The following is a 23,945-nucleotide window of genomic DNA, read 5'->3' on the forward strand; positions in this document are numbered from 1 at the left end:
TCGTCGAGGGCACGGCGCGGTTGCCGTGCTTCACCGTCGGGGGTGCCAGGAGCGGCAGGCAGGTTCGGGTCCAGACCTCGAGTAAGGGGCCCACTCATGAGCAGATCCCGCTTACCCGCGCGAGCCATGACGGCGGCGTTCGCCGTCGTGCTGGTCGCCGCGCTCGGGGCGCCGGTCGCGACCGCGGCCGAGGCACCGCTCGCCGACGGCGTCACGCCGGCGAAGATCGACGACGCCAAGCTGCAGGGCAAGGTCGCGCCGCGCCTGGCCGCCGCGCAGGGCCGCGTCACCGCGTTCGTCGAGCTGGCCAAGAAGCCCGCCGTCGACGCGTTCACCGCGGCCCGGCCGCAGGGCAAGGACCAGGCGAAGCGGGCCGCCCGCGCCGCGAAGGACGACACCGCCGCCGCGGTGACCTCCGTGCTCGGCCAGCTGCGCTCGGCCGACGCCAAGCCGCAGGTCGTCACCCAGACCGCCAACGCCGTTCCCGGCGTGGTCGTCACCGCCGACGCCGCGAAGCTGCGTGAAGTCGCGAAGCGCGCGGACGTCGTCTCGGTGCGGACGGTCGTGCCGAAGACCCGCACCAACGCCAGCGCCGAGCAGCTGACCAACACGCTCGCCGCGTGGCAGCAGACCGGCAAGTTCGGCGACGGCGTCCGCGTCGGCGTCATCGACGACGGCATCGACTACACCCACGCCGACTTCGGCGGCCCCGGCACGCAGGCGGCCTACAAGAGCGTCGACAGCACCAAGCCGACCCCGCTGTTCCCGAGCGCGAAGGTGGTCGGCGGCACCGACCTCGTCGGCAACGACTACGACGCCGCGACGCCCGGCAAGACCACCCCGGCGCCGGACCCGAACCCGCTGGCCTGCGGTGAGCACGGCACGCACGTCGCCGGCACCATCGGCGGCTTCGGCGTCACCGCCGACGGCAAGACCTTCAAGGGCGACTACAAGAAGCTCGACGCCAAGAAGGTCGACGCGATGCAGATCGGCCCGGGCACGGCGCCGAAATCGCTCCTCTACGCCATCAAGGTGTTCGGCTGCGAAGGCTCGACCAACGTGACCTCGCAGGCGCTGGACTGGGCGCTCGACCCGGACGGCGACGGTGACTTCACCGACCACCTCGACATCGTCAACCTGTCGCTCGGCTCCGACTTCGGCGCGCCGGACGACCCGGACTCGCTGTTCGTGCGCAAGCTCGCCGCGAACAACGTGCTCCCGGTGATCTCCGCGGGCAACGGCGGCGACATCAACGACATCGCCGGCTCCCCGGGTAACACGCCCGAGGCGCTCACTGTAGCCAGCACGCGGGACGCGGGTGTCCTGCGGGACGCCGCCGACGTCACCGCGCCCAGCGCGGTCAAGGGCCCGAAGACCGGCCAGTACAGCCAGAGCTACACCGGCTACGACACGCTGAACCTGACGGCCCCGGTCGTCGCCCTGGCGGGCGCGAACAACGCGGGCTGCGCGGCGTACTCCGCGGCGGACAAGGCGAAGGCGGCCGGCAAGTTCGTCTGGCTGGAGTGGGACGACAACGACTCGACCCGCGCGTGCGGTTCGGCCGTCCGGGCGAACAACGCCCAGGCCGCCGGCGCCAAGGGCGTGCTCCTGTCGTCCACTTTGGAGCACTTCAGCGCGGGCATCGCGGGCAACGCGGCGATCCCGATGTTCCAGTTCACCGGCTCCGCGACCGCGCCGCTGCGCGCGTCGCTGACCGCGGGCACGCTGCAGGTGCGCCTCTACGGCACCGGTCGCGCGTCGATCCAGACCTACGACAAGAAGATCGTCGACACCCCGAGCTCGTTCACCTCGCGCGGCACCCGCGGCCCGGCGCTCAAGCCGGACGTGGCCGCCCCCGGTGACACGATCACCTCGGCGTTCCGCGGCAGCGGCAACGGCCGGACCGTGCTGTCCGGCACGTCGATGGCCGCCCCGCACACCACGGGCATCACGGCGCTGGTCCGCCAGTCCCACCCGGACTGGTCGGTCGAGGAGGTCAAGGCCTCGGTCATCGACACCGCCGGCCACGACGTCACCGACGGCGCGGGCCACACCTTCGCGCCGCAGCGCGTCGGCAGCGGCCGGATCGACGCCAAGGCGGCGCTGGACAACCAGGTGCTCGCCTACGTCCAGGACGACCCGGGCGCGGTCAGCGTCAGCTTCGGCACGGTCGAGGCCGGTGGCCCCGTCACGCTGTCGAAGACGATCAAGCTGGTCAACAAGGGTGTCACGCCGGTCGAGTACTCGGTGGCCTACCAGGCGGTCAACGCGCTGCCGGGCGTCGAGTACACAGTGGACACGCCGTCGGTGAAGCTCTCGCCGCGCGGCACCGCCAAGGTCAAGGTGACGCTGAAGATCACCGACCCGAAGGCCCTGCGCAAGGTGATGGACCCGACCATGCAGGCCGTCCAGGCCGGGCTCGCCCGCCAGTTCGTCGCGGACGCCTCCGGCCGCGTCGCCTTCACCCCGAAGAGCGGGGCGAAGGTGCCGCTGCGGGTTTCGGTCTACGCGGCGCCGAAGCCGGTCTCGGCGATTTCGACGCCGGCGTCGGTCAAGTTCGGGCCGGACGCCACCCAGGCCGTGCTGAACCTGACCGGTCGCGGTGTGGACCAGGGAACGGGCGCGCAGCGCTACCGCTCGCTGATCAGCGTGCTCGAGCTGCAGGCGGAGTCCCCGCAGCTGGCCGAGTGCGACGCGGACGTGATCACCGACTGCACGGTGAACCGGACCGCGAAGGGCGGCGACCTCCGCTACATCGGCGCGGCTTCCACCGCGCCGCTGGCGAAGGCGCAGGGTGAGCCGGAGAACGCGATCCTCGCGTTCGGCCTGTCCACCTGGAGCGACTGGGCGAACATCGGCAGCAACACGTCGCCGTTCGTCGACATCGACACGACCGGGGACGGCACGCCGGACTTCGAGACCTACGTGACCAAGGCGACGGCGACCGACGTCCTGATCGCGGTCACGGTCGCGCTGACCCCGGGCTTCCCGACCGTCGACATCCAGGCCGTCAACGGGCAGCTCGGCGACGTCGACACCAACGTGTTCGACACCAACGTGATCACGTTGCCGGTTTCGCTGGCCGCGCTGGGCATCGACGCGACCGCCGACACCCACCGCATCTCCTACACGGTGGGCGTCAGCGGCTACTACGTCGCTCCGGGCACGACGAACGGGCTGATCGACTACGTCGGCACGCCGCTGTCGTTCGACGCGCTCGCGCCGGGCTACGCGGTCCAGGGTGGCGGCGACGCCGCGCTGGGCTACGTCGCGAAGCCGGGTACGGCGCTGGTCGTCACCCGGAACGCGGCGTCGGCCGCGGCCGACAACGCGCTCGGGCTGCTCGCCATCGAGCACCACAACGCCGCGGGGAACCGGGCCAACGTGGTCAAGGTGGATGCGGCCCAGGGTGCCCGGCCGGGGAATGACCGTCAGCCGATCGGGGCGGGCCGCTCGTAGCGGGTCGGAAGATCGATCTGTGCAGGTTCAGGGGCGTCTCCGGCGGGTATCCGCCGGGGGCGCCCCACTGTTATTCACCCAATCGGGTGTCTCACCCTGCGGGAGGATGCGGCATAAGGGTGGTGCGGCTACGGCCATTTGTCTACGGCCGGTAACCTTCCGGCTGCTGGCGTTTTGTTGCGGTGGGCCATCGGTGCGTCCGGTGGCCTGGTCGACGGAGGTGTGTGGATGCGGCTCGCGGTGATCCCAGGAGACGGGATCGGGCCCGAGGTGGTCGCCGAGGCGTTGAAGGTGCTCGGTGAAGTGGCACCTACGGCGGAGATCACGAACTACGACCTCGGCGCCGCGCGATGGCACGCGACCGGTGAGCTGCTCCCGGAGTCGGTGCTGGGCGAGCTTCGCCAGCACGACGCCATCCTGCTGGGCGCGGTCGGCGATCCGACGGTGCCGAGCGGAATCCTGGAGCGCGGCCTGTTGCTGCGTCTGCGGTTCGAAATGGACCACCACGTCAACCTGCGCCCGGCGCGGCTGTACCCGGGTGTCCGGGGACCGCTGGCCGACGCCGGTGACGTCGACATGGTCGTCGTGCGCGAAGGCACCGAAGGCCCGTACGCGGGTACCGGCGGCCTGATCCGCAAGGACACCGAGCACGAGATCGCGACGGAGGTCAGCGTCAACACGGCGTTCGGCGTACGTCGTGTGGTCGCGGACGCGTTCAACCGCGCCGAGGCGCGGCCGCGCAAGCACCTGACGCTCGTGCACAAGACCAACGTGCTCTCGTTCGCCGGGTCGCTGTGGTCGCGGATCGTCGAAGAGGTCTCGCTGGAGCACCCGGAGGTGACGGTCGCCTACTCGCACGTGGACGCGGCGACGATCCACCTGGTGACCGACCCGTCCCGGTTCGACGTCATCGTGACGGACAACCTGTTCGGCGACATCATCACGGACCTCGCGGCCGCGGTGACCGGCGGCATCGGCCTCGCGGCGAGCGGCAACCTGGACATGACCCGCCGCAACCCGAGCATGTTCGAGCCGGTCCACGGTTCGGCCCCGGACATCGCGGGCCAGGGCCTGGCCGACCCGACGGCCGCGGTGCTGTCGGTGGCGCTGCTGCTGGACCACCTGGGCCAGAAGGAAGCGGCGCGGCGCATCGAGGCTTCGGTGGCTTTTGACCTGGCCACGCGGGACCAGGCGTCGCCGGGTGCCACGACGGCGATCGGTGACCGGCTGGCGGCGCTCGTGTCGTCGAACGTGCGTACCGGCTGAGAACGCTTTCTGCTCTTGGAGGAGCCCCGCACCCTGGTGGTGCGGGGCTTTTTCGTGCCTGGGGATGTCCCTTTCGCGCGCTGGTGGCGGGGGCGGGCTCTGGTGGTGCGGGTTGGATGGCGAACGGGCCGGTCGTGGTGTGCTCGGCGGCGCGAGCGGTCCGGTCGTGCTCAGGTGATGGTGAACGGGCCGCTGGCGCTGATCTGGTCCGCCCCGCGCCTGGGGAGTGCGGCCGCCTCGGGGCGCCAGTCAGGCGTGCCTTGACCGCCTGGCCGACGCGGGATCCCGCCGGAGCTCGACCTGGCGGCGACGGGTTACGGCCTCAGGGAGTTCAAGATCGCCCAGGGCTGCCGAGCGGACGTCGACGATCGCGCTCTGGACGCGAGTCCGCCCCTGCTGAACGCACGGCCCGCAGCTGACCCGGGCAAAGCCGTGAATGGCACATTGAGGGACTCAGAGTCCCTCAATGTGCCATTCACGGCTTTGCCGTGACCGCGCCGCCCCAGCCGCCCCGCCGCCGTGCTGCTCGCGTTTCGTGGTGGTGCAGGCAAGTCCGTGAAGGCCTCCTTGAGGGACATAGAGTCCCTCAAGGAGGCCTTCACGGACTTGCGACGAGCGGTAGGCGAGGGGTGAGCGTCGCGCTTGTCGGTTACGGGGGTCGGGTGGGGCTTTGCCGAGCGCTGTACGACGTCGAAGCCGTCTGTGCGCACGATCGCGTCCCGCCAGGCTCGTAGACCGCCTTGCGGCGGACGATGTGTGTGGGGGTGCCCGGTGACGATGTCGTGGTGGTGCCGCGAATGGGCCGTCGGTGTGGGTTCGGTCGCGAACGGTCCGTTCGTGCGGTGCTCGGCGTCGCGGACGACCCGAGCGTGGCACTGGCCGGCCCGGTTGTGTCCCGGATGGTGGGAGCTTGGCCCAGGTTGTGGACTTCCGTCGAAAGCCTGTGGCATGATGCGACCATGACCAGCTTCGCGATCATTATCATCGAGCGCGCCGGACGATAGCTCCACAAGAGCTCCCGGCGCGCAACCTCTCGCACCCTGCGGGAGGTTTTTTTGTTGCCTGAAACAGCCCCACCGCATCGAGGAGACCGACCGTGACCCGCACGGAGCCCGCCGATACCCCCCTCGGCGATGCCTTCCACCTCTACGACACGACCCTGCGCGACGGTGCGCAGCGTGAGGGCATCTCCTACTCCGTCCAGGACAAGCTGGCCGTCGCGCGGCTGCTGGACGAACTGGGCGTCGGGTTCATCGAAGGCGGCTGGCCGGGCGCGCTGCCCAAGGACACGGAGTTCTTCGCCCGTGCCGCGAAAGGCGAGCTGACGCTGAAGCACGCGGCGCTCGTCGCGTTCGGCGCGACCCGCAAGGCCGGCACCACCGCCGACGCCGATCCGCAGGTGCGCGCGCTGCTCGACAGCGAAGCTCCGGTCATCACGCTCGTCGCGAAGTCCGATCTGCGCCACATCGAACGTGCCCTGCGCGTCGACGTCGACGAGGCCTGCGCGATGGTCCGGGACACCGTCGGATTCCTCGTGAGGGAGGGTCGCCGCGTTTTCCTTGACGCCGAGCACTTCTTCGACGGCTACGCGTATTCCCCCGAAACCTCACTGAGGGTCCTCGACGCCGCCGGCCACGCGGGGGCCGACGTCCTCGTGCTCTGCGACACCAACGGCGGCCAGCTGCCGCTGGGGCTCGCCGAGACCGTCGGGACCGTCAAGGACAAGACCGGGTTCCGGCTCGGGATCCATTGTCAGGACGACACTTCCTGCGCCGTGGCGAACTCCGTCGCCGCGGTGCAGGCCGGCGTGACGCACGTCCAGTGCACCGCCAACGGTTACGGGGAGCGGGCCGGCAACGCCGACCTCTTCGCCGTGACGGGAAACCTGGTGACCAAGCTCGGCATGGACGTCCTCCCGACCGGAGGCGCCGCCGAACTCACCCGGGTCTCCCATGCCCTTGCCGAAATCGCCAACCTCGCCCCCTACTCCCACCAGGCTTACGTAGGGGCGTCGGCTTTCGCTCACAAGGCGGGACTGCACGCGAGCGCGATCAAGGTGGATCCGTTGTTGTACAACCACATCGATCCGTCTTCTGTCGGCAATGACATGCGGGTACTGGTCACCGAGATGGCCGGCAGGGCCAGCCTCGAGCTCAAGGGACGTGAGCTCGGGGTCGACCTTGCCGGCCGGCCCGAAGCGCTGACGAGCGCCATCACGAAGGTCAAGCGCCTCGAAGCCGAGGGCTGGTCCTTCGAAGCCGCCGACGCCTCCCTGGAACTCCTGCTGCGCCAGGAGGCCGACGTCCCGGCCGAGGCGCCGTTCGAGCTCGAGTCCTACCGCGTGGTGCTCGACCACCGCGCCGACGCCGAGGTCGTCTCCGAGGCGACGGTCAAGGTGCACGTCGGCGGCCAGCGCGTCATCGCCACCGCCGAGGGCATCGGCCCGGTCCACGCACTCGACGCCGCGCTGCGCAAGGCCCTGAGCCCGCACCTGTCCTGGTTGGACAGTGTGGACCTGGCCGACTACAAGGTCCGGATCCTGCAGGGCCACCCCGGCACCGACGCCGTCACGCGCGTGCTCGTCGAAAGCACCGACGGCGAACGCGAATGGACCACGGTCGGGGTGCACGGGAACATCGTCGAGGCCAGCTGGCTGGCCCTCTGCGACGCGCTGGTCCACAAGAGCACCACCGTAACGCCGGGCACGGGCGGGGCGCACGTAGACTGATCGGTGTGCGCCTAGCCCGTATTGCTCATCCCGGTGGAGTCGCGTTCGCTTCGGTCGAAGGGGACGGTGACGACGCCCAGGTCCTGGAGATCGCCGAGCACCCGTTCGGCCAGCCCAACTTCACCGGCAAGCGGTGGCCGCTGGCCGACGTCCGGCTGCTCGCGCCGATCCTGCCGTCCAAGGTGATCGCCGTCGGCCGCAACTACGCCAAGCACGCGGCCGAGTTCGGCAACGAGGTGCCCAGCGCCCCGATGCTGTTCATCAAGCCGTCGACGTCGGTCATCGGCCCGAACGCCGCCATCCGCCGCCCGTCCGGCGTCGGCCGCGTCGACTTCGAGGGCGAGCTGGCCATCGTGATCGGCCAGCCGGTGAAGAACGTGCCGGCCGCGCGCGCCGCGAGCGCCATCCTCGGTTACACCGTGGCCAACGACGTCAGCGCCCGCGACCTGCAGAAGTCCGACGGCCAGTGGGGCCGCGCCAAGGGCTACGACTCGTTCTGCCCGCTCGGGCCGTGGATCGAGACGTCGCTCGACGCGTCCGACCTGGCGCTGCGGTCCGAGGTCGACGGCGAGCTCAAGCAGGACGCCCGCACCTCCGACCTGGTGCACAAGATCCCCGAGCTGGTCGAGTTCGTCTCCGGCGTGATGACGCTCCTGCCCGGCGACGTCATCCTCACCGGCACCCCCGAGGGTGTCGGCCCGATCGAGAGCGGCCAGACCGTCTCGATCACCATCGAGGGCATCGGCACCCTGACCAACCCGGTCGAAAGCAGCTGAAGTCCGTGAATGGCCCATCGAGGGACTCTGAGTCCCTTGATGGGCCATTCACGGCTTTCCGGGGGACTACCGCCGCACCGGCTCCATCGGGCGGCGGGCGTAGGCCGGGGCGTGCTCCGGGCGCAGGCCCAGGCCCAGCAGCCGGGCCGGGACGTACGACAGCCGCGGGAACCTCGCGAACAGCTTGATCATCGGCGCCGGCGGGCCGTTGCGCTTGCCCGCCATGACCTGCCGGACCACGGTCCGGTGCAGCAGCCGTTGCAGCCCCTGCACCAGCAACGTCGGCAGCAGCCGCCGCGAACGGACCTTCGCCAGGTCCGCCGGCGAAACCCGGCCGCGCCGCAGCGGCTCGGCCAGCAGCGTCGCCGCCGCGACCGCGTCCTGCACCGCCAGGTTGATGCCGACGCCGCCGATCGGCGACATCGCGTGCGCCGCGTCGCCGATGCAGAGCAGGCCGTCGACGTGCCACCGCCGCAGCAGGTTGAGCCGCACGTCGAGGAACTTCACGTCGTCCATGGTCTGCAGCTCGTGCACCCGGCCGGCGAACTCGGGGCAGATCCGCGCGACGTTCTCGCGGAACGCCTCGATGCCCTGCTGCCGCAGGTCGTCGCCCTTCGGGCCGAGGTAGGCGACCTGGAAGAAGCCGGGCCGGGGGAGCGGGACGGCGAAGCGCCGGTCGCGCATCTTCGGCAGCAGCACGCCGTCGACGTCGCCTTCCGCGCGGGAGAGCCGGAACCACCAGACGTCGAACGGGCAGTCGTACTCGCGCGGCACGAGACCGGCCTCGCGGCGGGCCACCGACCACCGGCCGTCGGCGGCGATCACCAGGTCGGCGCGGATTTCGCCGGTCTCCCCGGCCGCCGTGCGGTAGGTGACGCCGACGACCCGGCCCTGCTGGCGGACCAGCCCGGTGCACTCGGTCTCCATCCGCTGGACGAACGTCGGCTCCTTGCGCGCGCTCTCGGCGAGCAGGTCGAGGAAGTCCCACTGCGGCACCATCGCGATGTACGGGTGGGGGACCTTCAGCCGGGTGAAGTCGGCCAGTTTCATCACCTCGCCGTTCTCCTGCGGGAAGCCCGCCGACGACAGCTCGCTGTGCGGCAGCGCGTCGAACTTCTCGCCGAGCCCCAGCTCGTCCAGCAGGGTCAGGGTCGACGGGTGGACGGTGTCGCCGCGGAAGTCCCGCAGGAAGTCGGCGTGCTTCTCCAGCACCGTCACCTCGACGCCGGCCCGGGCCAGCAGCAGCCCCGTGACCACTCCGGCCGGCCCGCCACCGATGACGACGCAGCCCGTGCGCTCGGTCATCTCCACCATCTCCCCATCTATTCATCGTGTGTTGAATAAGATGAGGGTGCACCCGCCCTGGTCCGTGCGTCAAGCGATGTGGCGACGGATACGCTGATCGGGCTATGAGTGAGACATCGGTGGTTCGCGCGCGCTTCTGTCCTTCGCCGACCGGCACCCCGCACGTCGGGTTGATCCGCACGGCGTTGTTCAACTGGGCCTTCGCCCGGCACAACCAGGGCAAGCTGGTGTTCCGGATCGAGGACACCGACGCCGCGCGCGACTCGCAGGAGTCGTACGAGCAGCTGCTCGACGGGCTGCGCTGGCTCGGCATCGACTGGGACGAGGGCCCCGAGGCCGGCGGCGAGTACGGGCCGTACCGCCAGAGCGAGCGTCGCGCGATCTACGCAGACGTCGCCGCGAAGCTCCTCGAAGCGGGGGAGCTGTACGAGGCGTTCTCGACCAACGACGAGGTCGAGGCCCGGCGCAAGGCCGCGGGCCTGGACCCGAAGCTGGGCTACGACAACTTCGACCGCGACCTCACCGACGAGCAGCGCGCCGCCTACCGCGCCGAAGGTCGCGCGCCGGTGCTGCGGCTGCGCATGCCGGACGCCGACCTCGGCTGGACCGACCTCGTGCGCGGCGACATCACCTTCCCGGCGAACACGATCCCGGACCCGGTGCTGGTGCGGGCCAACGGCGAGCCGCTCTACACCCTGACCAACCCGGTCGACGACGCGCTGATGAAGATCACGCACGTGCTGCGCGGTGAGGACCTGCTGCCCTCGACGCCGCGGCAGATCGCGCTGTACGCGGCGCTGGAGCGCGTCGGCGTGGCGGAGTTCACGCCGCAGTTCGGCCATTTGCCCTACGTCATGGGCGAGGGCAACAAGAAACTGTCCAAACGCGACCCTTCGTCGAATCTCTTCAACTACCGCGACCGCGGTTTCATCCGCGAGGGCCTGCTGAACTACCTGGCCCTGCTCGGCTGGTCCATCGCCGACGACCGTGACGTGTTCTCGGTCGAGGAGCTGGTCGCGGCCTTCGACGTCACGAAGGTCAGCGCCAACCCGGCGCGCTTCGACGTCAAGAAGGCCGAAGCCATCAACGGCCAGCACGTCCGGGCGTTGCCGGCGGCCGAATTCGTGAGCCGGGTGACGCCTTACCTCGTCACGGCGGGCGTCCTGCCGGACGCGCCCAGCGAGGCGCAGCTCACGCGATTGAGCGCGATCGCGCCGCTGGTGCAGGAGCGCGTCACGGTCCTTTCGGACGCGCCTCCCATGGTGCGCTTCCTGTTCACCGGCGAAGAGACGTTCGCGCCGGAGGAGGACGCGGCGGCGAAGAACCTCGGCGAAGCCGCGCAGCCGGTGCTCGAAGCCGCGCTCTCGGCGCTCGAGGCGTTGCCGTCCTGGGAGACCGCGGCCATCGAGCAGGCGCTGAAAGACGCGCTTGTGGACGGTCTGGGTCTCAAGCCCCGCAAGGCTTTCGCGCCGGTCCGGGTCGCCATCACGGGGCGGACCGTTTCCCCGCCGCTGTACGAATCGATGGAGCTGCTCGGCCGCGACGTCTCATTGGGACGCCTGCGCCGCGCAATGGTCGGATAACCGAAAGAAGACGGTTCGCCAACTGGGAGTAGAGCGACTGCGCCGGAACAGGCGAGTGGCAATCACCTCTTTGGCAGCGTCGCGAACGCTGCCGTTGCCCTAGCCTCACTGGGTGGATTTCGCTTTGGCACCCCGGACCCCGTCGCGAACCGCCCCCGCCGAGGCGGCGCCCGAGCCCTGGGTACCGCCGGAGCTGCGGCTGGTGTGCCTGGACATCGACGACACCCTGATCGACTGCACCGCCGCGATCCGCCGCAGCCTCCACATCCTCACCGGCCGGGGTGATCTCTGGCCGTTGTGGGACCTGATCACCGAAGAGCACGTCGCGCTCGTCGTCGCCGGCGAGCTCGACTACGCGACGATGCACGAGCGCCGCACCGACTGTTTCCTGGCGGAGCTCGGCATCCTCGCCGACACCGAGCAGGTGCTCTCGTTCGAGCGGCGGCGCCGGGAACTGCTCGACACGTCGTGGCAGCTGTTCGACGACGTCCTCGAGTGCCTGGAGTGGCTGCGCGCCGCCGGTCTCGTGCTGGCCGCGGTGACGAACGCGTCAGGTGTCCACCAGCGCAAGAAAATCGCCGATCTCGGCCTGGCGCCGTTCTTCGATCACGTAGCCATCGCGGGGGAGCTGGGCGTGGCGAAACCCGACCCGGTGATGTTCCACACGGTCTGCCTCGGCCTGGGCTGCGCACCCGCCCAGGCCGTGCACGTCGGCGACAAACTCGACACGGACGCGATCGGCGCGCGCGACGCCGGCCTCGGCGCGGTCTGGCTCGACCGCGACGGCATCGGCGAGCGCGCCCCCGAGGGCGTCCACACGGTCGCCGGTCTCGCCGAGCTTCCTGAGCTGCTGGTTTCGGAGTACGCGACGATCGGCGTACCCGCCCAGCGTCGCAGTGACACCCCCGCGTTCACCGTCCGGAACGGCGTGCTCTAGTATTTCTTCTCGTGCGGTGCTGAACCGACCAGGTCGGCAAGGTACCTCACTGGGGTATGGTGTAATTGGCAGCACGACTGGTTCTGGTCCAGTTAGTCTAGGTTCGAGTCCTGGTACCCCAGCTGCGGAGAGTGACCCCCCTGCAGAGCGAGAAATCGCCTCTGGTAAGTTCTCTCCAGCAAGAAAAACAGAAAAGCCCCTGGGAAACCAGGGAAGTTCCTAAGCCCCCGTCGTCTAGCGGCCTAGGACGCCGGCCTCTCACGCCGGTAGCGTGGGTTCGAATCCCATCGGGGGTACCAGCAGTATTCACCCGAACGCAGTTGACCACGGTCAGCTGCGTTTTTTGGTTTGTCGATGTCATCGCGCCGGAGATCCCTTCCGCCGTCTTCGGGAACTGATCAACCGGTGGTTCGACCGTGATCGTCGGGGCGGATCGACGCCGGCACGCCGGGCCCAGGTGTCGCTCGATTGTTCTTGCGCCACCGGCAGAGGTAGCAGGCCACGCCCGTGGCCTTTTGTGTCGCCGGTCCCGCGCCTATCGCAGCTGGGACGACGCGTCCGCGAAGGACGTACTCGCGTGTGGTCCGGGAATGGCTCTCGAGCGTGTCATCGTCGCGGCGGCGGTCTGTGACGGTCCGGATTCACGTCGGGATTCTGGCTGGGCCGCACGCTCAGCCGGGCCGCTCGTACACTTTGCGGCCCAAGCGATCGCGAACGTGGATCGGATCCGCTGGTTTCTCGGCGATGGCAGGTGTTTCGTCGCGATCCCGTCGCCGGCGTGGGCGAGTGGGTCAGCGATTCGCGTCGGCCGCGGATCGGCGGATGGCCAGGAGCACGGTGTCGTCCGCGTAGATGACGACGTCGTGCATCCGGGCGACGACCTCGCTCGGCAGGACCCTCGCCGGCCGGTCGGCGTGCGTGCGAGCGGCCTCCAGCAGGCGGGCCTGGCCCTCGTCGATGTCTTTGCGGGATTCGACCAGACCGTCGGTGTAGAGCAGCAACGTGGCTCCCGGCGCCAAGCCCAGTTCGACCAGGCCGGGGCTGCCGGGGTCCGGGAAGCCGACACCGCGGCCGACGACCGGAGGGCGGAGGAACCGCGTGTCCCCCGAGGCGTCGACGAGGACGGGCTCGGGATGGCCGCCGTTGGCGAGCTGGGTGGCGCCGGTGCCGGGGTGGATCCGGGCCAGCAGCACGGTCGCCATGAGGTCGGGCGCGATCGGGGCGAGGGTGCGGGACGCGTGGGCGATCAGGTCCGGGAACGGGTGGCCTTCGAGGGCGAGGGTGCGGATGGCGTGGGTGACGGTGAGGGCGTCCCTGGTCGAGGCGACGCCGTGGCCGACGGCGTCGACCAGGGTCACGTGCAGGCGGCCGTCGGGCAGGACGAACCAGTCGTAGAGGTCGCCGCCGGTGGGGGAGTCCGGTTCGGTCGGGGAGTAGCAGACGCCCAGCTCCAGCCCCGGAACGGCCGGCGGCCGGGGCCGCAGGGCGTCTTCCAGTTCCTGGAAGATCCGGGCGTGGGCGTGGCGGAGCTGTTCGTCGCGTTGCTCGAGTTCGACGTACATCGCGAGCACGCCGCTGTTGGTGTCGGCCAGTTCGTCCCGCAGCTCCTGCTGTTGCCGGGCGAGCGTGTCCGCGCGGTCGGTCAGGGCCAGCATCTCCTGCCGGCTCGCCCGGTCGTCGTCGGCGGGCACCGGGACCGGCTGGTCGCCGAGGGGGAATTGCCAGGCGATGGGTTCCGGCACCCGGACGGTGATGGTGAGCACGCCATCGGCCGCGGTGGTTTCGAGGGTGACCGTTCCGCCGGTGTCGAGGACGGGTTCGGCGAGGAGGGTGATCTCCAGCACGAGCCGGGCCCGGTCTTCGACGGGGATCCCGGCTTCCGCGCACGCGGTGCGGACACGTCGGCGCAGCGCAGCGATGATTCCGGCCTGCTCGGCGTCGGGTACCGCGGGTGTCCCGTCCGGAGCCGGTTCCGCGCGAGACAGATCCACAACCTCAACTGTGGCATCCTGCTGCCGGATCGGCAGAACGGTCAACGCGACCCGGTCCGGGCCGGCGGGGTCCACGACACCGACGTCACCGTCGTCGCACCCGACTCCGGTCCGCGCGGCGGGCCACAGCGCGTCCCGCGCCGACGGCCGCCGGTTTCCCTTCACGCTTCCGGCGGCGGAGTACTCGGCGGGCCGGCTTCGTGACCGGCGCGGCCCCGGGTGCGCCGGGCGTCCTTCATCTGCTGTTCCTGCAGGTGACGGCGCCCTCCGGTGAACTCGGCCAGCAGTGACCGCTCCAGGTCGCGGCACGTGCGGTAGTAGCCGTCGTCGTAGTCCTCGACGACCTGGAACGTCCACCGGTCGGGGAGCACGTTGAGGCCGATCAGCTCCTCGCGGATCCGCTCCGCCCACGCTGTGTGCCCGGCCTTCTCGAGCCGCTCCACCGCGTCGCCGAAGATGAGGTCCGCCCAGCCCGTCTGCTGGTGGAACGCGTAGAGGTGCCCCCGCGCGCGTTCGATCGTCTCGAGCGCCTCGGTCACCTTGCCCACGGCGTCGAGGGTGGCGTCATCGGGTACGGAGTTGTCGGCCATCGCCCCGGGTTTCCCCGGAAGCCGCCGCCGGAAACGCGAAGTCCTTCCGCCGTGGCGGAACGCCCCCACCAGGGAGGACTCCCACGGCTGATCCGGCAGGACCGTGGTGGTGCCGTGCCCGGGCTCGCCCTCCTCGTCACCCGTTCGGCTGGCTCCAGAAAATCTATGCCGACTGGAGTAGACATTCAGCGGCGGGCGTGTGTAGTGTTCTGCTCATACCGAGAAAGACAACGTCAAGCAGGCGCGGGAGATGACGTAACTACCCGCGAGGTGAGACAAGGCGGTCAGGCAGCACGGAGCCGATCACGGAACAAGGTTTCGGCTGGTGGCCGTGCGGGCGACGGATGTACGCCCGCTGAAGATCAGTAGTAGTCGTTGTGCAAGTCAGTAGTAGTCAGTAGTGCAAGTGCAGTACCGGTCAGGTGGCCGGAGCCGATCGGTGAACGGGGCTCCGGGCAGTGACCAGCGGCGTCAAGCGTGCTGGGACCGATCAGTGGAAGGGTTCCCGTCGTTGACGTCCGCAGCAGGTGAAGTGGCAGTACCCAGCAAGAGGAAAACCCAGGAGAGAAGGGAACGGAACCATCATTGGATCGCCCGCAGCGGCCAGGTAGTGCCGCGCGGGTGCCGCAGTCCCATCGAGTTCGGAGGTGGTGCTCGGTCACGAGTAAGCGATCCCCGCACGATCCGGCTTCACGCCGGACGCGGGTGCAGGAAGCCGGCGGTCGCGTCGGTTGACAATGGTGAAACCCAACCCTTGAGGACCCCGGGTGCCGCAGTGGCACCCGGGGTCCTTTGTGATGTGGAGACAGAGTGATTCCTGACCAAGCAGGACCCGGCACGCCCAGCGGAGCCGACAAGTTCGAAGATGACCACTACCCCGCGTACACGATGGGCCGGGCCGCCGAGATGCTCGGCACCACGCAAGGTTTCCTGCGCAGTCTGGGCGAGGCCGGCTTGATCACCCCGCAGCGGTCCGCCGGCGGGCACCGCCGTTACTCCCGGCACCAGCTGCGCCTGGCCGCCCGGGTGCGGGAGATGGTCGATCAGGGCACCGCCATCGACGCCGCGTGCCGCATCGTCACCCTCGAAGACCAGCTCCACGAAGCCCAGCAGCACAACATGGGCCGGCGTGACGCCGAAAGCAGCTCAGCGGACTGAGGGGAAGCGGCAGCAGTACCACGTGTCCCGCACGAGGGAACGCGCCGCTACCTGTCCGATCCGATGACCACGGGAACAGCGGGTCCGGACCGCCGATGATCGACGCCCGGGTGATTCGTGCCGTCGCCGACGGGGCTCGGCGCACCTTCGCGGTGCCACGGCGGCCGGCCGGTCAGGGCAGCGCGCTGGACGGCCTCGACCCGTCGGCCCGGCGAAGCGCCGACCGGTTGAGGGTGGCCCTCGGTGCCGACGCCACGAACCTCCCGCCCGCGCGCGCATCCGGCCCGTGACCACGAGAACCTCGCCGGACCGGCTCGGCGATCGGCTTCGCCGCGACGCCGCCGGGATCGCACCGGCTGATCGCCGCCGCGGAATCAAAGCGACACGAGCCGTGCCGCAGCCCTGCTCGCTTTCTGCCCGGTGCGGCGGCGGGTGCCGAGGCACGGTGGAGGAGTAAACCGGCCGAAAACGGGAAATCCCGAGCATGGCCGACGACTTCGAAAAGGGCGATCGGGTCCGCTGGGACGCGGGGAACGAGAGTTCCACGGGCACGATCGAGGAGGAGATCACGTCGCGCACCCATGCGGGCGGCCGAGTCGTCGACGCCTCGCCGGACGCGCCCCAGTTCCTGGTCCGGAGCGAAAAGACCGGGCGCACCGCCGTACACCGGCCGGACGCCATTCACCCGGCCTGACACCGAAACGCGACACCGTCGAGAGAGCGAGCGGACATGAGTGCCGAAGACAACCAGATCGTCACCGATATCGCGAAAAAGGTCGGTACGGCGATGATCACCACCCACCAGGCCGACGGCAAGCTGGTGAGCCGGCCGATGACCGGTCAGCGGGTGGAGTTCGACGGGTCGGCGTGGTTCTTCGTCGCGAGGAGCGCCGACATGGTGGCCGAGGTCGCCCGCGACAGCCGGGTCAACGTCGGTTACGCCGGTTCCGGTTCGTGGCTGTCGCTCAGCGGCGCCGCGTCCGTGGTTGACGACGTCGCCCGGAAGAAGGCTCTGTGGAACGAGTTCGTCGAGGCCTGGTTCCCGGGTGGACCGGAAGACGCGGATGTGGTGCTGCTCAAGGTGGACGCGCAGTCGGCGGAGTACTGGACGACCCCCGGCGGCAAACCGCGGGCGCTGTTCGAGATGGCCAAGGCGCGGGTCACCGGGTCGGCCCCCGACCCCGGCACCAACGAAACCGTCGATCTGTAGGGAGTCCGCCCGGGCAGGCCGCTCCCGCCTGGGATGCCATCCCGGGACAGTGGATCCTGCCCGGTCTCGATTTCGGCGTGACCGTCTTTCTTGCTGGAACAGCAGCTCTGCGTCCCGAACGTCGACGCGCGGCGCGGCGGGTACCGCATAGCGGGCTTCATCGGCTGCGACTGGCCGACCGTCCAGGACCTCGCTCCTGTTCGTCGCCGGGTGGCCGGGACTAGAACAAATGATCGACTTTGCGATGTCCTATATGGACGTATCGCTGGCTCTCTGCGGTGCGACGCAACAAAGTCCGCCGTCACGGGGTTTGGAGATTCGGGCGTTCTGGTAATACTCTGTGTGACGTCGGCCAGTACGGGCCTGACGAGTTCCACTTTGGAGGACTGGAATGACGAACAAGGCCCAGCTGATCGATGCGCTGTCGGAGCGCTTGGGTGACGACAAGAAGGTGGCTGCGCAGGCCGTTGACGGTCTGGTGGACATCATCATCCGGACGGTCAACAAGGGCGAGAAGGTCAACATCACCGGCTTCGGTGTCTTCGAGAAGCGCGCCCGCGCCGCTCGCACCGCGCGCAACCCGCGCACCGGTGAGGCCGTGAAGGTCAAGAAGACCAACGTTCCCGCGTTCCGCGCCGGCACCACCTTCAAGGACGTCATCTCCGGCACGAAGAAGCTGGCCAAGGCCGCGCCGGTGAAGCGCGCCACCGCGGCTTCCACGACGACTCGTGCGGCCGTGGCCAAGGCGTCGGCCCCGGCGAAGGCCACCAGCACGCGGGCCACCACGCCCCGCGCGGCCGCGGCCAAGCCGGCCACCGCCCGCGCGACCGCCACTCGTACGCGCGCCACCACGGCGAAGCCGGCCGCCAAGGCCACTGCCGCCAAGGCCACCGCGACCAAGGCCACCGCCACCAAGGCGGCCCCGAAGACCGCGGCCGCCAAGGCCCCGGCCAAGGCCACCGCGGCCAAGGCGACCACCACCACGCGGGCGAAGGCCGCGGCCAAGCCGGCCGCCGCCAAGACCGCCGCCGCGAAGAAGCCCGCCGCCGCCAAGGCTCCGGCCAAGCGCACGTCGGCTGCCAAGAAGTGAAGTAGCTTCTGACGAAGGGCCTCGCACCTGCTGGTGCGAGGCCCTTCGTATGTCCTGGGGCCCTGAGCCCGAACCAGCGGCCACGGCGGATGCAGTGCGCGCTTCGGGCGATGGTCACGACAGTCCGTCGTGTGGCGCCAGTTCGGTGACTTCGGCGTAGCCCAGGTCGATCAACCCCTGTCTGGAGCGCGGCGAAGTCTCATCGGGCCGGCGCCCGCTCGGACTCCTCAGGGCGTCGAGCGCAATCTGAGCCTGGCGGAGCTGTTCGCCGGGATCGGTGCGTTTCACAGGGGTCGGCGACTTCCACGGCGTGGCCGGTCTGGCCGGTCGAGCCATTCTCCGGCGATGCGTTCCAGACAGGCACATTGCGGGGTGAGGGCCGTCGGCAACTCGTCCGCGAACGACCGGATCGTGACGCAACTTTGCGTCGGGTCGAACGTCTGATGGACCGTGAGAGCGATTCGCATCGCCGGGCTCGGCCTGGCGGCCCTGCTGTTGGCCGCGTGTAGTGGACAGAACGAGACCGGGGGGACCGCACAAGCGGTCGGAGCGGCGGGAGTGGCCGGGACGGCGACGGTGCCCGGGTTGCCGGCCGCGACGGTGGCGTTCGGCGGCGGGGACCAGCTGAGCCCCAAGGACCCGATCGTGGTCAAGGCGTCCGGTGGCACGTTGCAGGCGGTCACGGTCACGAACCCGCAGACCGGCAACGCCGTCAAGGGTGACCTGTCGCCGGACAAGACGACCTGGACCAGCGCGGACAACCTGCGGTACGGGGCCACGTACCAAGCGGTCGCCACCGCGGTGAACCCGGCGGGTGCGGCGAGCGAGCAGCGCGGGCAAGTGCACACGCTCAAGCCGGCCGGAGTCGCTACCGCCTCGCTCTTCCAGCCGGCGTCGGGTGACATCGGCGTCGGCCTGATCATCGGGCTGAAGTTCGACCACGACATCACCGACAAGGCCGCGGTGGAGAAGTCCTTCAAGGTGACGTCCTCGCCCGCCCAGGGCGGCGGCTGGTACTGGGTGAGCAAGCGCGAGGTGCACTTCCGGCCCCAGGAGTACTGGAAGGCCGGCTCGACGGTGAAGCTCGAGACGACGACCTTCGGCCTGCCGATCGGGGGCGGGGTGTACGGCGGCCAGGACGTCTCGGCCACCTACAAGGTGCACGACTCCTGGGTCGCCAAGGCGGACGGGAAGACGCACCAGATGAAGGCGTTCCACAACGGGCAGCTGGTGAAGACCGCGCCGATCAGCATGGGCAAGACCGTCGACACCCCGCCGCGGGGTCCGACGCCGACGTTCAACGGCACGCACACCGTGCTGTCGAAAGTGGACCACACGATCATGGACTCCTGCAGCTACGGCGTGTGCGAGGGCGACCCCGGCTACTACAAGGCGCCGGAGAACTGGGACGTGCGGATCTCCAACGACGGCGAGTACCTGCACGAGAACCTGAAGACGGTCGGGGTGCAGGGCAGCGACAACGTCTCCAACGGCTGCCTCAACATGAACACCGAGAACGCCAAGTGGTTCTTCGACAACTTCAACGCCGGCGACGTCGTCGAGATCACCAACTCGGGTGGCCCGCAGCTGTCGATCGACAACGGCCACGGCGACTGGGCGATCGGCTGGAGCGCCTGGCAGGCCGGCAGCGCCCTGCGCGGCTGAGTTCCGCCGTCGGAACGACGAGCTGAAGGACGCCTTCGGTACAGCGACGGCCGCAGGCAGCGTGGGCCGGGTCGGCGGGCCCGGGGGATGGCCGGGCCCGCCGAGCCGGGGGTCACACCAAGGACGCCGACAGGCCGCCGTCCAGGACGTAGTGGCTGCCCGTGATCCAGGTCGCCCGGTCCGACGCCAGGAACGCCGCCACCTCCGCGATGTCCTGCGGGGTGCCGAGGCGGCCCTGCTTCGCGGCTACGAGGTCGCCGAAGGGGACCTGGGTCGCCGCCTCGAAGTCGGGGACCAGGCGCTCCACCATGGCCGTGTCGGCGAAGCCCGGGCAGACCGCGTTGACGCGGATGCCCGCCGGGCGCATCTCGACCGCGGCGACGCGGGTGAGCTGGATGACCGCCGCCTTCGTCGCGCAGTAGGAACCCAGCAGCGGGCTGCCGCCGATGCCGGCGATCGACGAGATGTTGACGATGTTGCCCTTGGACTCGACCAGGTGCGGGGTCGCCGCCTTCATCGCGACGAACGTGCCGCGCACGTTGACCGCGAAGATCTTGTCGAAGCTCTCCGTGGACTGCTGCAGCAGCGGCGACGAGACCTCGATCCCGGCGTTGTTGACCAGGACGTCGAGGCCGCCGAGCAGGTCGACCGCCTGCTGGATCGCCGCCTGGACCTGGGCTTCGTCGGTGACGTCGCAGTTGGCGACGCCGGCCGCGCCGATCTCGTCGGCCGTCTGCTTGGCCGAGTCGGCGTTGAGGTCGCTGACCACGACCTTGGCGCCGCGTTCGATGAACAGCGTCGCGATGGCCTTGCCGATCCCGGCGCCGGACCCGGTGACGAAGACGCGCTTTCCCTCAAGCTCGGACATTCTCGTTCCCTTTCACATCGCGTCGATCTTGGGCAGGATTTCTTCCCTGAGCCGCTTCATGTCGTCGAGCGTCTTCGCCACCGGGACGTCCTGGAACGGCGGCCACAGGAACGGCATCGTCAGCCCGGCTTCGTTGTAGCGCTTGAGCCGGTCGGTGATCTGCGCCGCCGACCCGACGAGCAGGTTGGTGCCCTTGCCCAGCGGGCTCTGGTCCACGTCCTCGTCGGTGATGACGAACCAGATCATGCTGGCGATCTCGAGGTCGTCGACCGACCGCTTGGTGTCGAGTTCGTCGAGCTCGCGCTGGATCTCGGTGCGCCACCGCCGGATGTCCTCGGGCGAGTCCTGGATCCCTATCCAGCCCGACAGGTTGTACTTGGCGATGCGGCTCGCCGAGCGCTTCGGGTCCTTGAGCCCGCTGAAGAAGATCGGCGGGTGCGGCTTCTGCACCGGCTTCGCCCCGAACCCGGCCGGCTCGAAGTCGGCGAACTCGCCGTGGTACTCGAAGACCTCGTTGGTCCAGATGCCCTGCATGATCTCGATGGTTTCGCGCACGTGCTTGTGCCGCTTGGGAAAGATGTGCGCGGCGCTGGCGGCGGCGAACTCTTCGGGCATCCAGCCGGAGCCGACGGCGACGTTGAGCCTGCCGCCCGAGAGGTGATCGATGGTGGCCAGCTCCGCGGCGAGCACGCCGGGGGACCGGTACGGCGTGTCGATGATGCTCATGCCGATCCGGACCTTCGAGGTCTTCGCGGCGAGCCAGGGGAGCAGCGGCATGCCCTGGAGGAATTCGCCCCGCGAGCTCACCGGGAGCTGCTTGCCCATTTCGTCCAGCATCCCGAAGGGGTACTGCATTTCCCCGCGGTCGGAGGACTCCGGGACGATGATGCGGTCGAGTGTCCAGACGGAGTCGAAGTCGAGGTCCTCGGCGAGGGCGGTGAGGTCCCCGAGTTCCCGCACGGTCACCTTGTCACGGAAGTTCGGCAGGTAGAGCGCGAGTTTCATGGTGGGTACAGCCTCCTTGCTGCGTTCTTGTCCAGCTAACCGGCGAGGGTGGAACGGATGTCGGCCTTGAGGACCTTGCCGACGGTGGAGCGGGGCAGCTCCGGCCAGACTTCGATCTGCTTGGGCGCCTTGACGCTGCCGACGCGTGCCTTGACGAACGCGATCAGCTCGGTCGCGTCCAGTTCGGCGCCGGGCTGGAGCTGGACGACGGCGGTCACGCGCTCGCCCCACTTGTCGTCCGGCAGGCCGATCACCGCGCAGTCGCGGACGGCGTCGTGGGCCATCACCGCCTGCTCGACTTCGGCGGAGTAGACGTTGAACCCGCCGGTGATGACCATGTCCTTGGCGCGGTCGACGATGTGGAGGTAACCCTCGCCGTCGAGGAAGCCGATGTCGCCGGTGTGGTGCCAGCCGTGCGCGGACGCCTCCGCCGTGGCCTGCGGGTTGCGGTAGTAACCGGCCATCACCAGCGAGCCGCGCACGCAGATCTCGCCGCGCTCGCCCCGCGGGACGGGCTCGCCTTCGTCGTCGAGGATCGCCACGGTGACCAGTGGCGACGGCCGGCCGGCGGAGGCCAGCCGTCCCGTGTGGACGGTGCCGTCGGGCGCGCGGTGCTCGGCGGGGGACATCGTCGAGATCATCATCGGGGCCTCGGACTGGCCGAACAGCTGCGCCATCGGCCCGATGCGGTCGAGGGCCTCGGTCAGCCGGGTCGTCGACATCGGCGCCGCGCCGTACCAGAAGCACTGCAGCGACGAGAGATCCGTGGTGTCGAGCGCTTCGTGGCCGAGCACCATGTAGATCAGCGTCGGCGGCAGGAACGTGTGGGTGACCCGGCGCCGCTCGATCAGCTCCAGGAACCGGCCGACGTCGGGCTTGGCCATGATCACGATCTCGCCGCCGCGGGCGAGGATCGGGAAGCACAGGACGCCGGCCGCGTGCGTGAGCGGGGCGAGCGCGAGGTACACCGGGCGGCCGTCGAAGGGGTAGCTCATCAGCGTGATCGCCGACATGACCTCGAGGTTGCGGCCGGTGAGCATGACGCCCTTGGGGCGGCCCGTGGTGCCGCCCGTGCCGACCAGGGCGACGACGTCGTCGGGCTGGGGAGCCTCGGCGGCGGGGTCGTCGCGGGCGGCGTCGAGCCAGGCGTCGAAGCCCGGCGCGAAGTCGTCGCCGTCGCCGAGCCGGACGAGCGTGGTCAGCTTCGGCAGCTGGGGGGCGATCTGACTGACGAGCTCTTCGAAGCCCGGCTGGAAGATCAAGGTGGCGCAGTCGAACAGGTCCAGCAGTTCGGCGTTCTCGCCGGCCGCGTTGCGCGGGTTGATCGGGCACCAGACCGCACCCGCCCGGGCGATGCCGAAGACGCAGGCGAACGCGGTCGGGTCGTTGGCCGAGAGGATGCCGACTTTGTCCCCGGGGGCGACGCCCGAGCGCCGCAGGGCCCGGGCGATCCGCTCGGAGAGTGTGCGGACTTCCCCGTAGGACAGCGATACCCCGTCGAAGGTCAAGCAGGGCGCCGCGGGGTCCAGGGAAGCGCCTTTTTCCAGGTAGAAGAACAGAGACATCGTCGTCCCTCCGAAACCTCCGCCGGCGGCACCGGCGGCTGGTCACGACCTTGACCGCCATTTGGACGAATGTCAAGATTTTCTTGGACGATTGGTCAGAGAACCGCTCGATGGTATCTTCGGACGGTGACCAGCGCAGCCGCCGTGAGGCGCCGGACCCGAGTCGACAAGTTCGAAGAACGCCGCCGCGAACTCGCCGACGCGGCGCTGCTCGCCCTGGCCGACCTCGGTTACGCCCGCACCAGCCTGCGCACGATCGCGGAGCACACGAAGTTCTCCCACGGGCTGCTGCACTACTACTTCGCCGACAAGGTCGAGCTGATCACCTACTGCGTGCGGCGCTACAAGGAAGCCTGCGTGCAGCGCTACGAGGGCGGCGTCGGCGAGGTGGCCACCCCCGGCGAGCTCGCTGGGGCCTGCGCGGACGGCCTGGCCGTCGCGCTCGGCGACGCGCCCCTGATGCACCGGCTCTGGTACGACCTGCGCTCGCAGTCGATGTTCGAGGAAGCCTTCCGCGACGACGTCGCCGAGATCGACGACAGCCTGCAGGAGATGATCTGGCGCAACGTCAGCGCGTATGCCGACCTCGCCGGCGTGAAGCCGAACTGCTCGCCGTCCGAGGCCTACGCCCTGTTCGACGGCCTGTTCCAGCAAGCCCTGCTGCGCCACCTCGTCGGCGCGGACGGCGCGCTCGACGATCTCCGGGCCGGCGTCCGCGCGCTGTTCCCGCGGCTCATGGCCTGACCTCG

Annotated in this window: 19 protein-coding genes and 2 tRNA genes; 15 read left to right on the plus strand and 6 right to left on the minus strand. The window is 69.7% G+C overall.

Annotated features, from left to right (window positions below; all coding sequences use genetic code 11):
• The first annotated feature begins 96 nt into the window (after nucleotides 1-96).
• The 4 genes from OHS18_RS39595 to OHS18_RS39610 all read left to right on the plus strand — a co-directional run bounded on the left by OHS18_RS39595 (nucleotide 97) and on the right by OHS18_RS39610 (nucleotide 8,229).
• Nucleotides 97-3,459, plus strand: a complete 3,363-nt coding sequence (locus OHS18_RS39595; protein ID WP_328614251.1) for a S8 family peptidase — start codon at nucleotides 97-99, stop codon at nucleotides 3,457-3,459.
• Between the two features lie 228 nt (nucleotides 3,460-3,687).
• Nucleotides 3,688-4,725: a 3-isopropylmalate dehydrogenase gene (locus OHS18_RS39600; protein ID WP_328443687.1), complete on the plus strand. Its 1,038-nt coding sequence runs from the start codon at nucleotides 3,688-3,690 to the stop codon at nucleotides 4,723-4,725.
• 1,096 nt (nucleotides 4,726-5,821) lie between these two features.
• Nucleotides 5,822-7,453 (plus strand): citramalate synthase, encoded by a 1,632-nt coding sequence (gene cimA / locus OHS18_RS39605; RefSeq protein ID WP_328443685.1) that lies wholly within the window; start codon nucleotides 5,822-5,824, stop codon nucleotides 7,451-7,453.
• Nucleotides 7,454-7,458: 5 nt separating this feature from the next.
• Nucleotides 7,459-8,229, plus strand: a complete 771-nt coding sequence (locus OHS18_RS39610; protein ID WP_328614252.1) for a fumarylacetoacetate hydrolase family protein — start codon at nucleotides 7,459-7,461, stop codon at nucleotides 8,227-8,229.
• Between the two features lie 66 nt (nucleotides 8,230-8,295).
• On the opposite strand, the gene OHS18_RS39615 is transcribed toward OHS18_RS39610, so the two are convergent.
• Nucleotides 8,296-9,534, minus strand: a complete 1,239-nt coding sequence (locus tag OHS18_RS39615; protein WP_328614253.1) for an FAD-dependent oxidoreductase — start codon at nucleotides 9,532-9,534, stop codon at nucleotides 8,296-8,298.
• Between the two features lie 104 nt (nucleotides 9,535-9,638).
• Here OHS18_RS39615 and gltX point away from each other — a divergent pair, with 104 nt between their 5' ends.
• From gltX to OHS18_RS39635, 4 genes are all read left to right on the plus strand, one after another.
• Nucleotides 9,639-11,117, plus strand: a complete 1,479-nt coding sequence (gene gltX / locus OHS18_RS39620) for a glutamate--tRNA ligase (protein ID WP_328614254.1) — start codon at nucleotides 9,639-9,641, stop codon at nucleotides 11,115-11,117.
• Between the two features lie 202 nt (nucleotides 11,118-11,319).
• Nucleotides 11,320-12,054 carry an HAD family hydrolase gene (locus OHS18_RS39625; protein ID WP_328459047.1) on the plus strand — a complete coding sequence of 245 codons (735 nt, stop codon included), beginning with the start codon at nucleotides 11,320-11,322 and terminating at the stop codon, nucleotides 12,052-12,054.
• 50 nt (nucleotides 12,055-12,104) lie between these two features.
• Nucleotides 12,105-12,176: transfer RNA gene (locus OHS18_RS39630), tRNA-Gln, on the plus strand.
• A gap of 101 nt (nucleotides 12,177-12,277) precedes the next feature.
• A tRNA-Glu gene (locus OHS18_RS39635) sits at nucleotides 12,278-12,353 on the plus strand.
• 492 nt (nucleotides 12,354-12,845) lie between these two features.
• Here OHS18_RS39635 and OHS18_RS39640 read toward each other — a convergent pair.
• Nucleotides 12,846-14,045 carry a PP2C family protein-serine/threonine phosphatase gene (locus OHS18_RS39640; RefSeq protein WP_328614255.1) on the minus strand — a complete coding sequence of 400 codons (1,200 nt, stop codon included), beginning with the start codon at nucleotides 14,043-14,045 and terminating at the stop codon, nucleotides 12,846-12,848.
• 161 nt (nucleotides 14,046-14,206) lie between these two features.
• Nucleotides 14,207-14,635 carry a hypothetical protein gene (locus tag OHS18_RS39645; protein WP_328443675.1) on the minus strand — a complete coding sequence of 143 codons (429 nt, stop codon included), beginning with the start codon at nucleotides 14,633-14,635 and terminating at the stop codon, nucleotides 14,207-14,209.
• An 810-nt stretch (nucleotides 14,636-15,445) separates the two neighbouring features.
• On the opposite strand from OHS18_RS39645, the gene OHS18_RS39650 reads away from it, so the two are divergent.
• From OHS18_RS39650 to OHS18_RS39675, 6 genes are all read left to right on the plus strand, one after another.
• Nucleotides 15,446-15,793, plus strand: a complete 348-nt coding sequence (locus OHS18_RS39650) for a helix-turn-helix domain-containing protein (protein WP_328614256.1) — start codon at nucleotides 15,446-15,448, stop codon at nucleotides 15,791-15,793.
• Nucleotides 15,794-15,888: 95 nt separating this feature from the next.
• Nucleotides 15,889-16,083 carry a hypothetical protein gene (locus OHS18_RS39655; protein ID WP_328614257.1) on the plus strand — a complete coding sequence of 65 codons (195 nt, stop codon included), beginning with the start codon at nucleotides 15,889-15,891 and terminating at the stop codon, nucleotides 16,081-16,083.
• A gap of 194 nt (nucleotides 16,084-16,277) precedes the next feature.
• A complete protein-coding gene (locus tag OHS18_RS39660; RefSeq protein ID WP_328443671.1) occupies nucleotides 16,278-16,487 on the plus strand; it encodes a DUF2945 domain-containing protein in 210 nt (69 codons plus the stop codon).
• 36 nt (nucleotides 16,488-16,523) lie between these two features.
• Nucleotides 16,524-17,003 (plus strand): pyridoxamine 5'-phosphate oxidase family protein, encoded by a 480-nt coding sequence (locus OHS18_RS39665; RefSeq protein ID WP_247054254.1) that lies wholly within the window; start codon nucleotides 16,524-16,526, stop codon nucleotides 17,001-17,003.
• A 391-nt stretch (nucleotides 17,004-17,394) separates the two neighbouring features.
• Nucleotides 17,395-18,093 carry an HU family DNA-binding protein gene (locus tag OHS18_RS39670; RefSeq protein WP_328614258.1) on the plus strand — a complete coding sequence of 233 codons (699 nt, stop codon included), beginning with the start codon at nucleotides 17,395-17,397 and terminating at the stop codon, nucleotides 18,091-18,093.
• A 492-nt stretch (nucleotides 18,094-18,585) separates the two neighbouring features.
• The gene (locus tag OHS18_RS39675; RefSeq protein WP_442875444.1) at nucleotides 18,586-19,758 is read left to right on the plus strand and encodes an Ig-like domain-containing protein; all 1,173 of its coding nucleotides are present in this window, start codon (nucleotides 18,586-18,588) and stop codon (nucleotides 19,756-19,758) included.
• 112 nt (nucleotides 19,759-19,870) lie between these two features.
• On the opposite strand, the gene OHS18_RS39680 is transcribed toward OHS18_RS39675, so the two are convergent.
• From OHS18_RS39680 to OHS18_RS39690, 3 genes are read right to left on the minus strand one after another with little or no spacing between them, the layout of a single operon-like run.
• Nucleotides 19,871-20,626, minus strand: coding sequence for an SDR family NAD(P)-dependent oxidoreductase (locus OHS18_RS39680; RefSeq protein WP_328443665.1), 756 nt, complete (start codon nucleotides 20,624-20,626; stop codon nucleotides 19,871-19,873).
• 12 nt (nucleotides 20,627-20,638) lie between these two features.
• Complete coding sequence (locus OHS18_RS39685) at nucleotides 20,639-21,631, minus strand: LLM class flavin-dependent oxidoreductase (protein WP_328614259.1); 993 nt, start codon at nucleotides 21,629-21,631, stop codon at nucleotides 20,639-20,641.
• A 35-nt stretch (nucleotides 21,632-21,666) separates the two neighbouring features.
• Nucleotides 21,667-23,196 carry an acyl-CoA synthetase gene (locus OHS18_RS39690; protein ID WP_328614260.1) on the minus strand — a complete coding sequence of 510 codons (1,530 nt, stop codon included), beginning with the start codon at nucleotides 23,194-23,196 and terminating at the stop codon, nucleotides 21,667-21,669.
• A 126-nt stretch (nucleotides 23,197-23,322) separates the two neighbouring features.
• Here OHS18_RS39690 and OHS18_RS39695 point away from each other — a divergent pair, with 126 nt between their 5' ends.
• Nucleotides 23,323-23,940: a TetR/AcrR family transcriptional regulator gene (locus OHS18_RS39695; protein WP_328443658.1), complete on the plus strand. Its 618-nt coding sequence runs from the start codon at nucleotides 23,323-23,325 to the stop codon at nucleotides 23,938-23,940.
• Nucleotides 23,941-23,945: the final 5 nt, after the last annotated feature.

This window comes from Amycolatopsis sp. NBC_00355 (assembly GCF_036104975.1).
In the GTDB taxonomy this organism is placed as follows: domain Bacteria; phylum Actinomycetota; class Actinomycetes; order Mycobacteriales; family Pseudonocardiaceae; genus Amycolatopsis.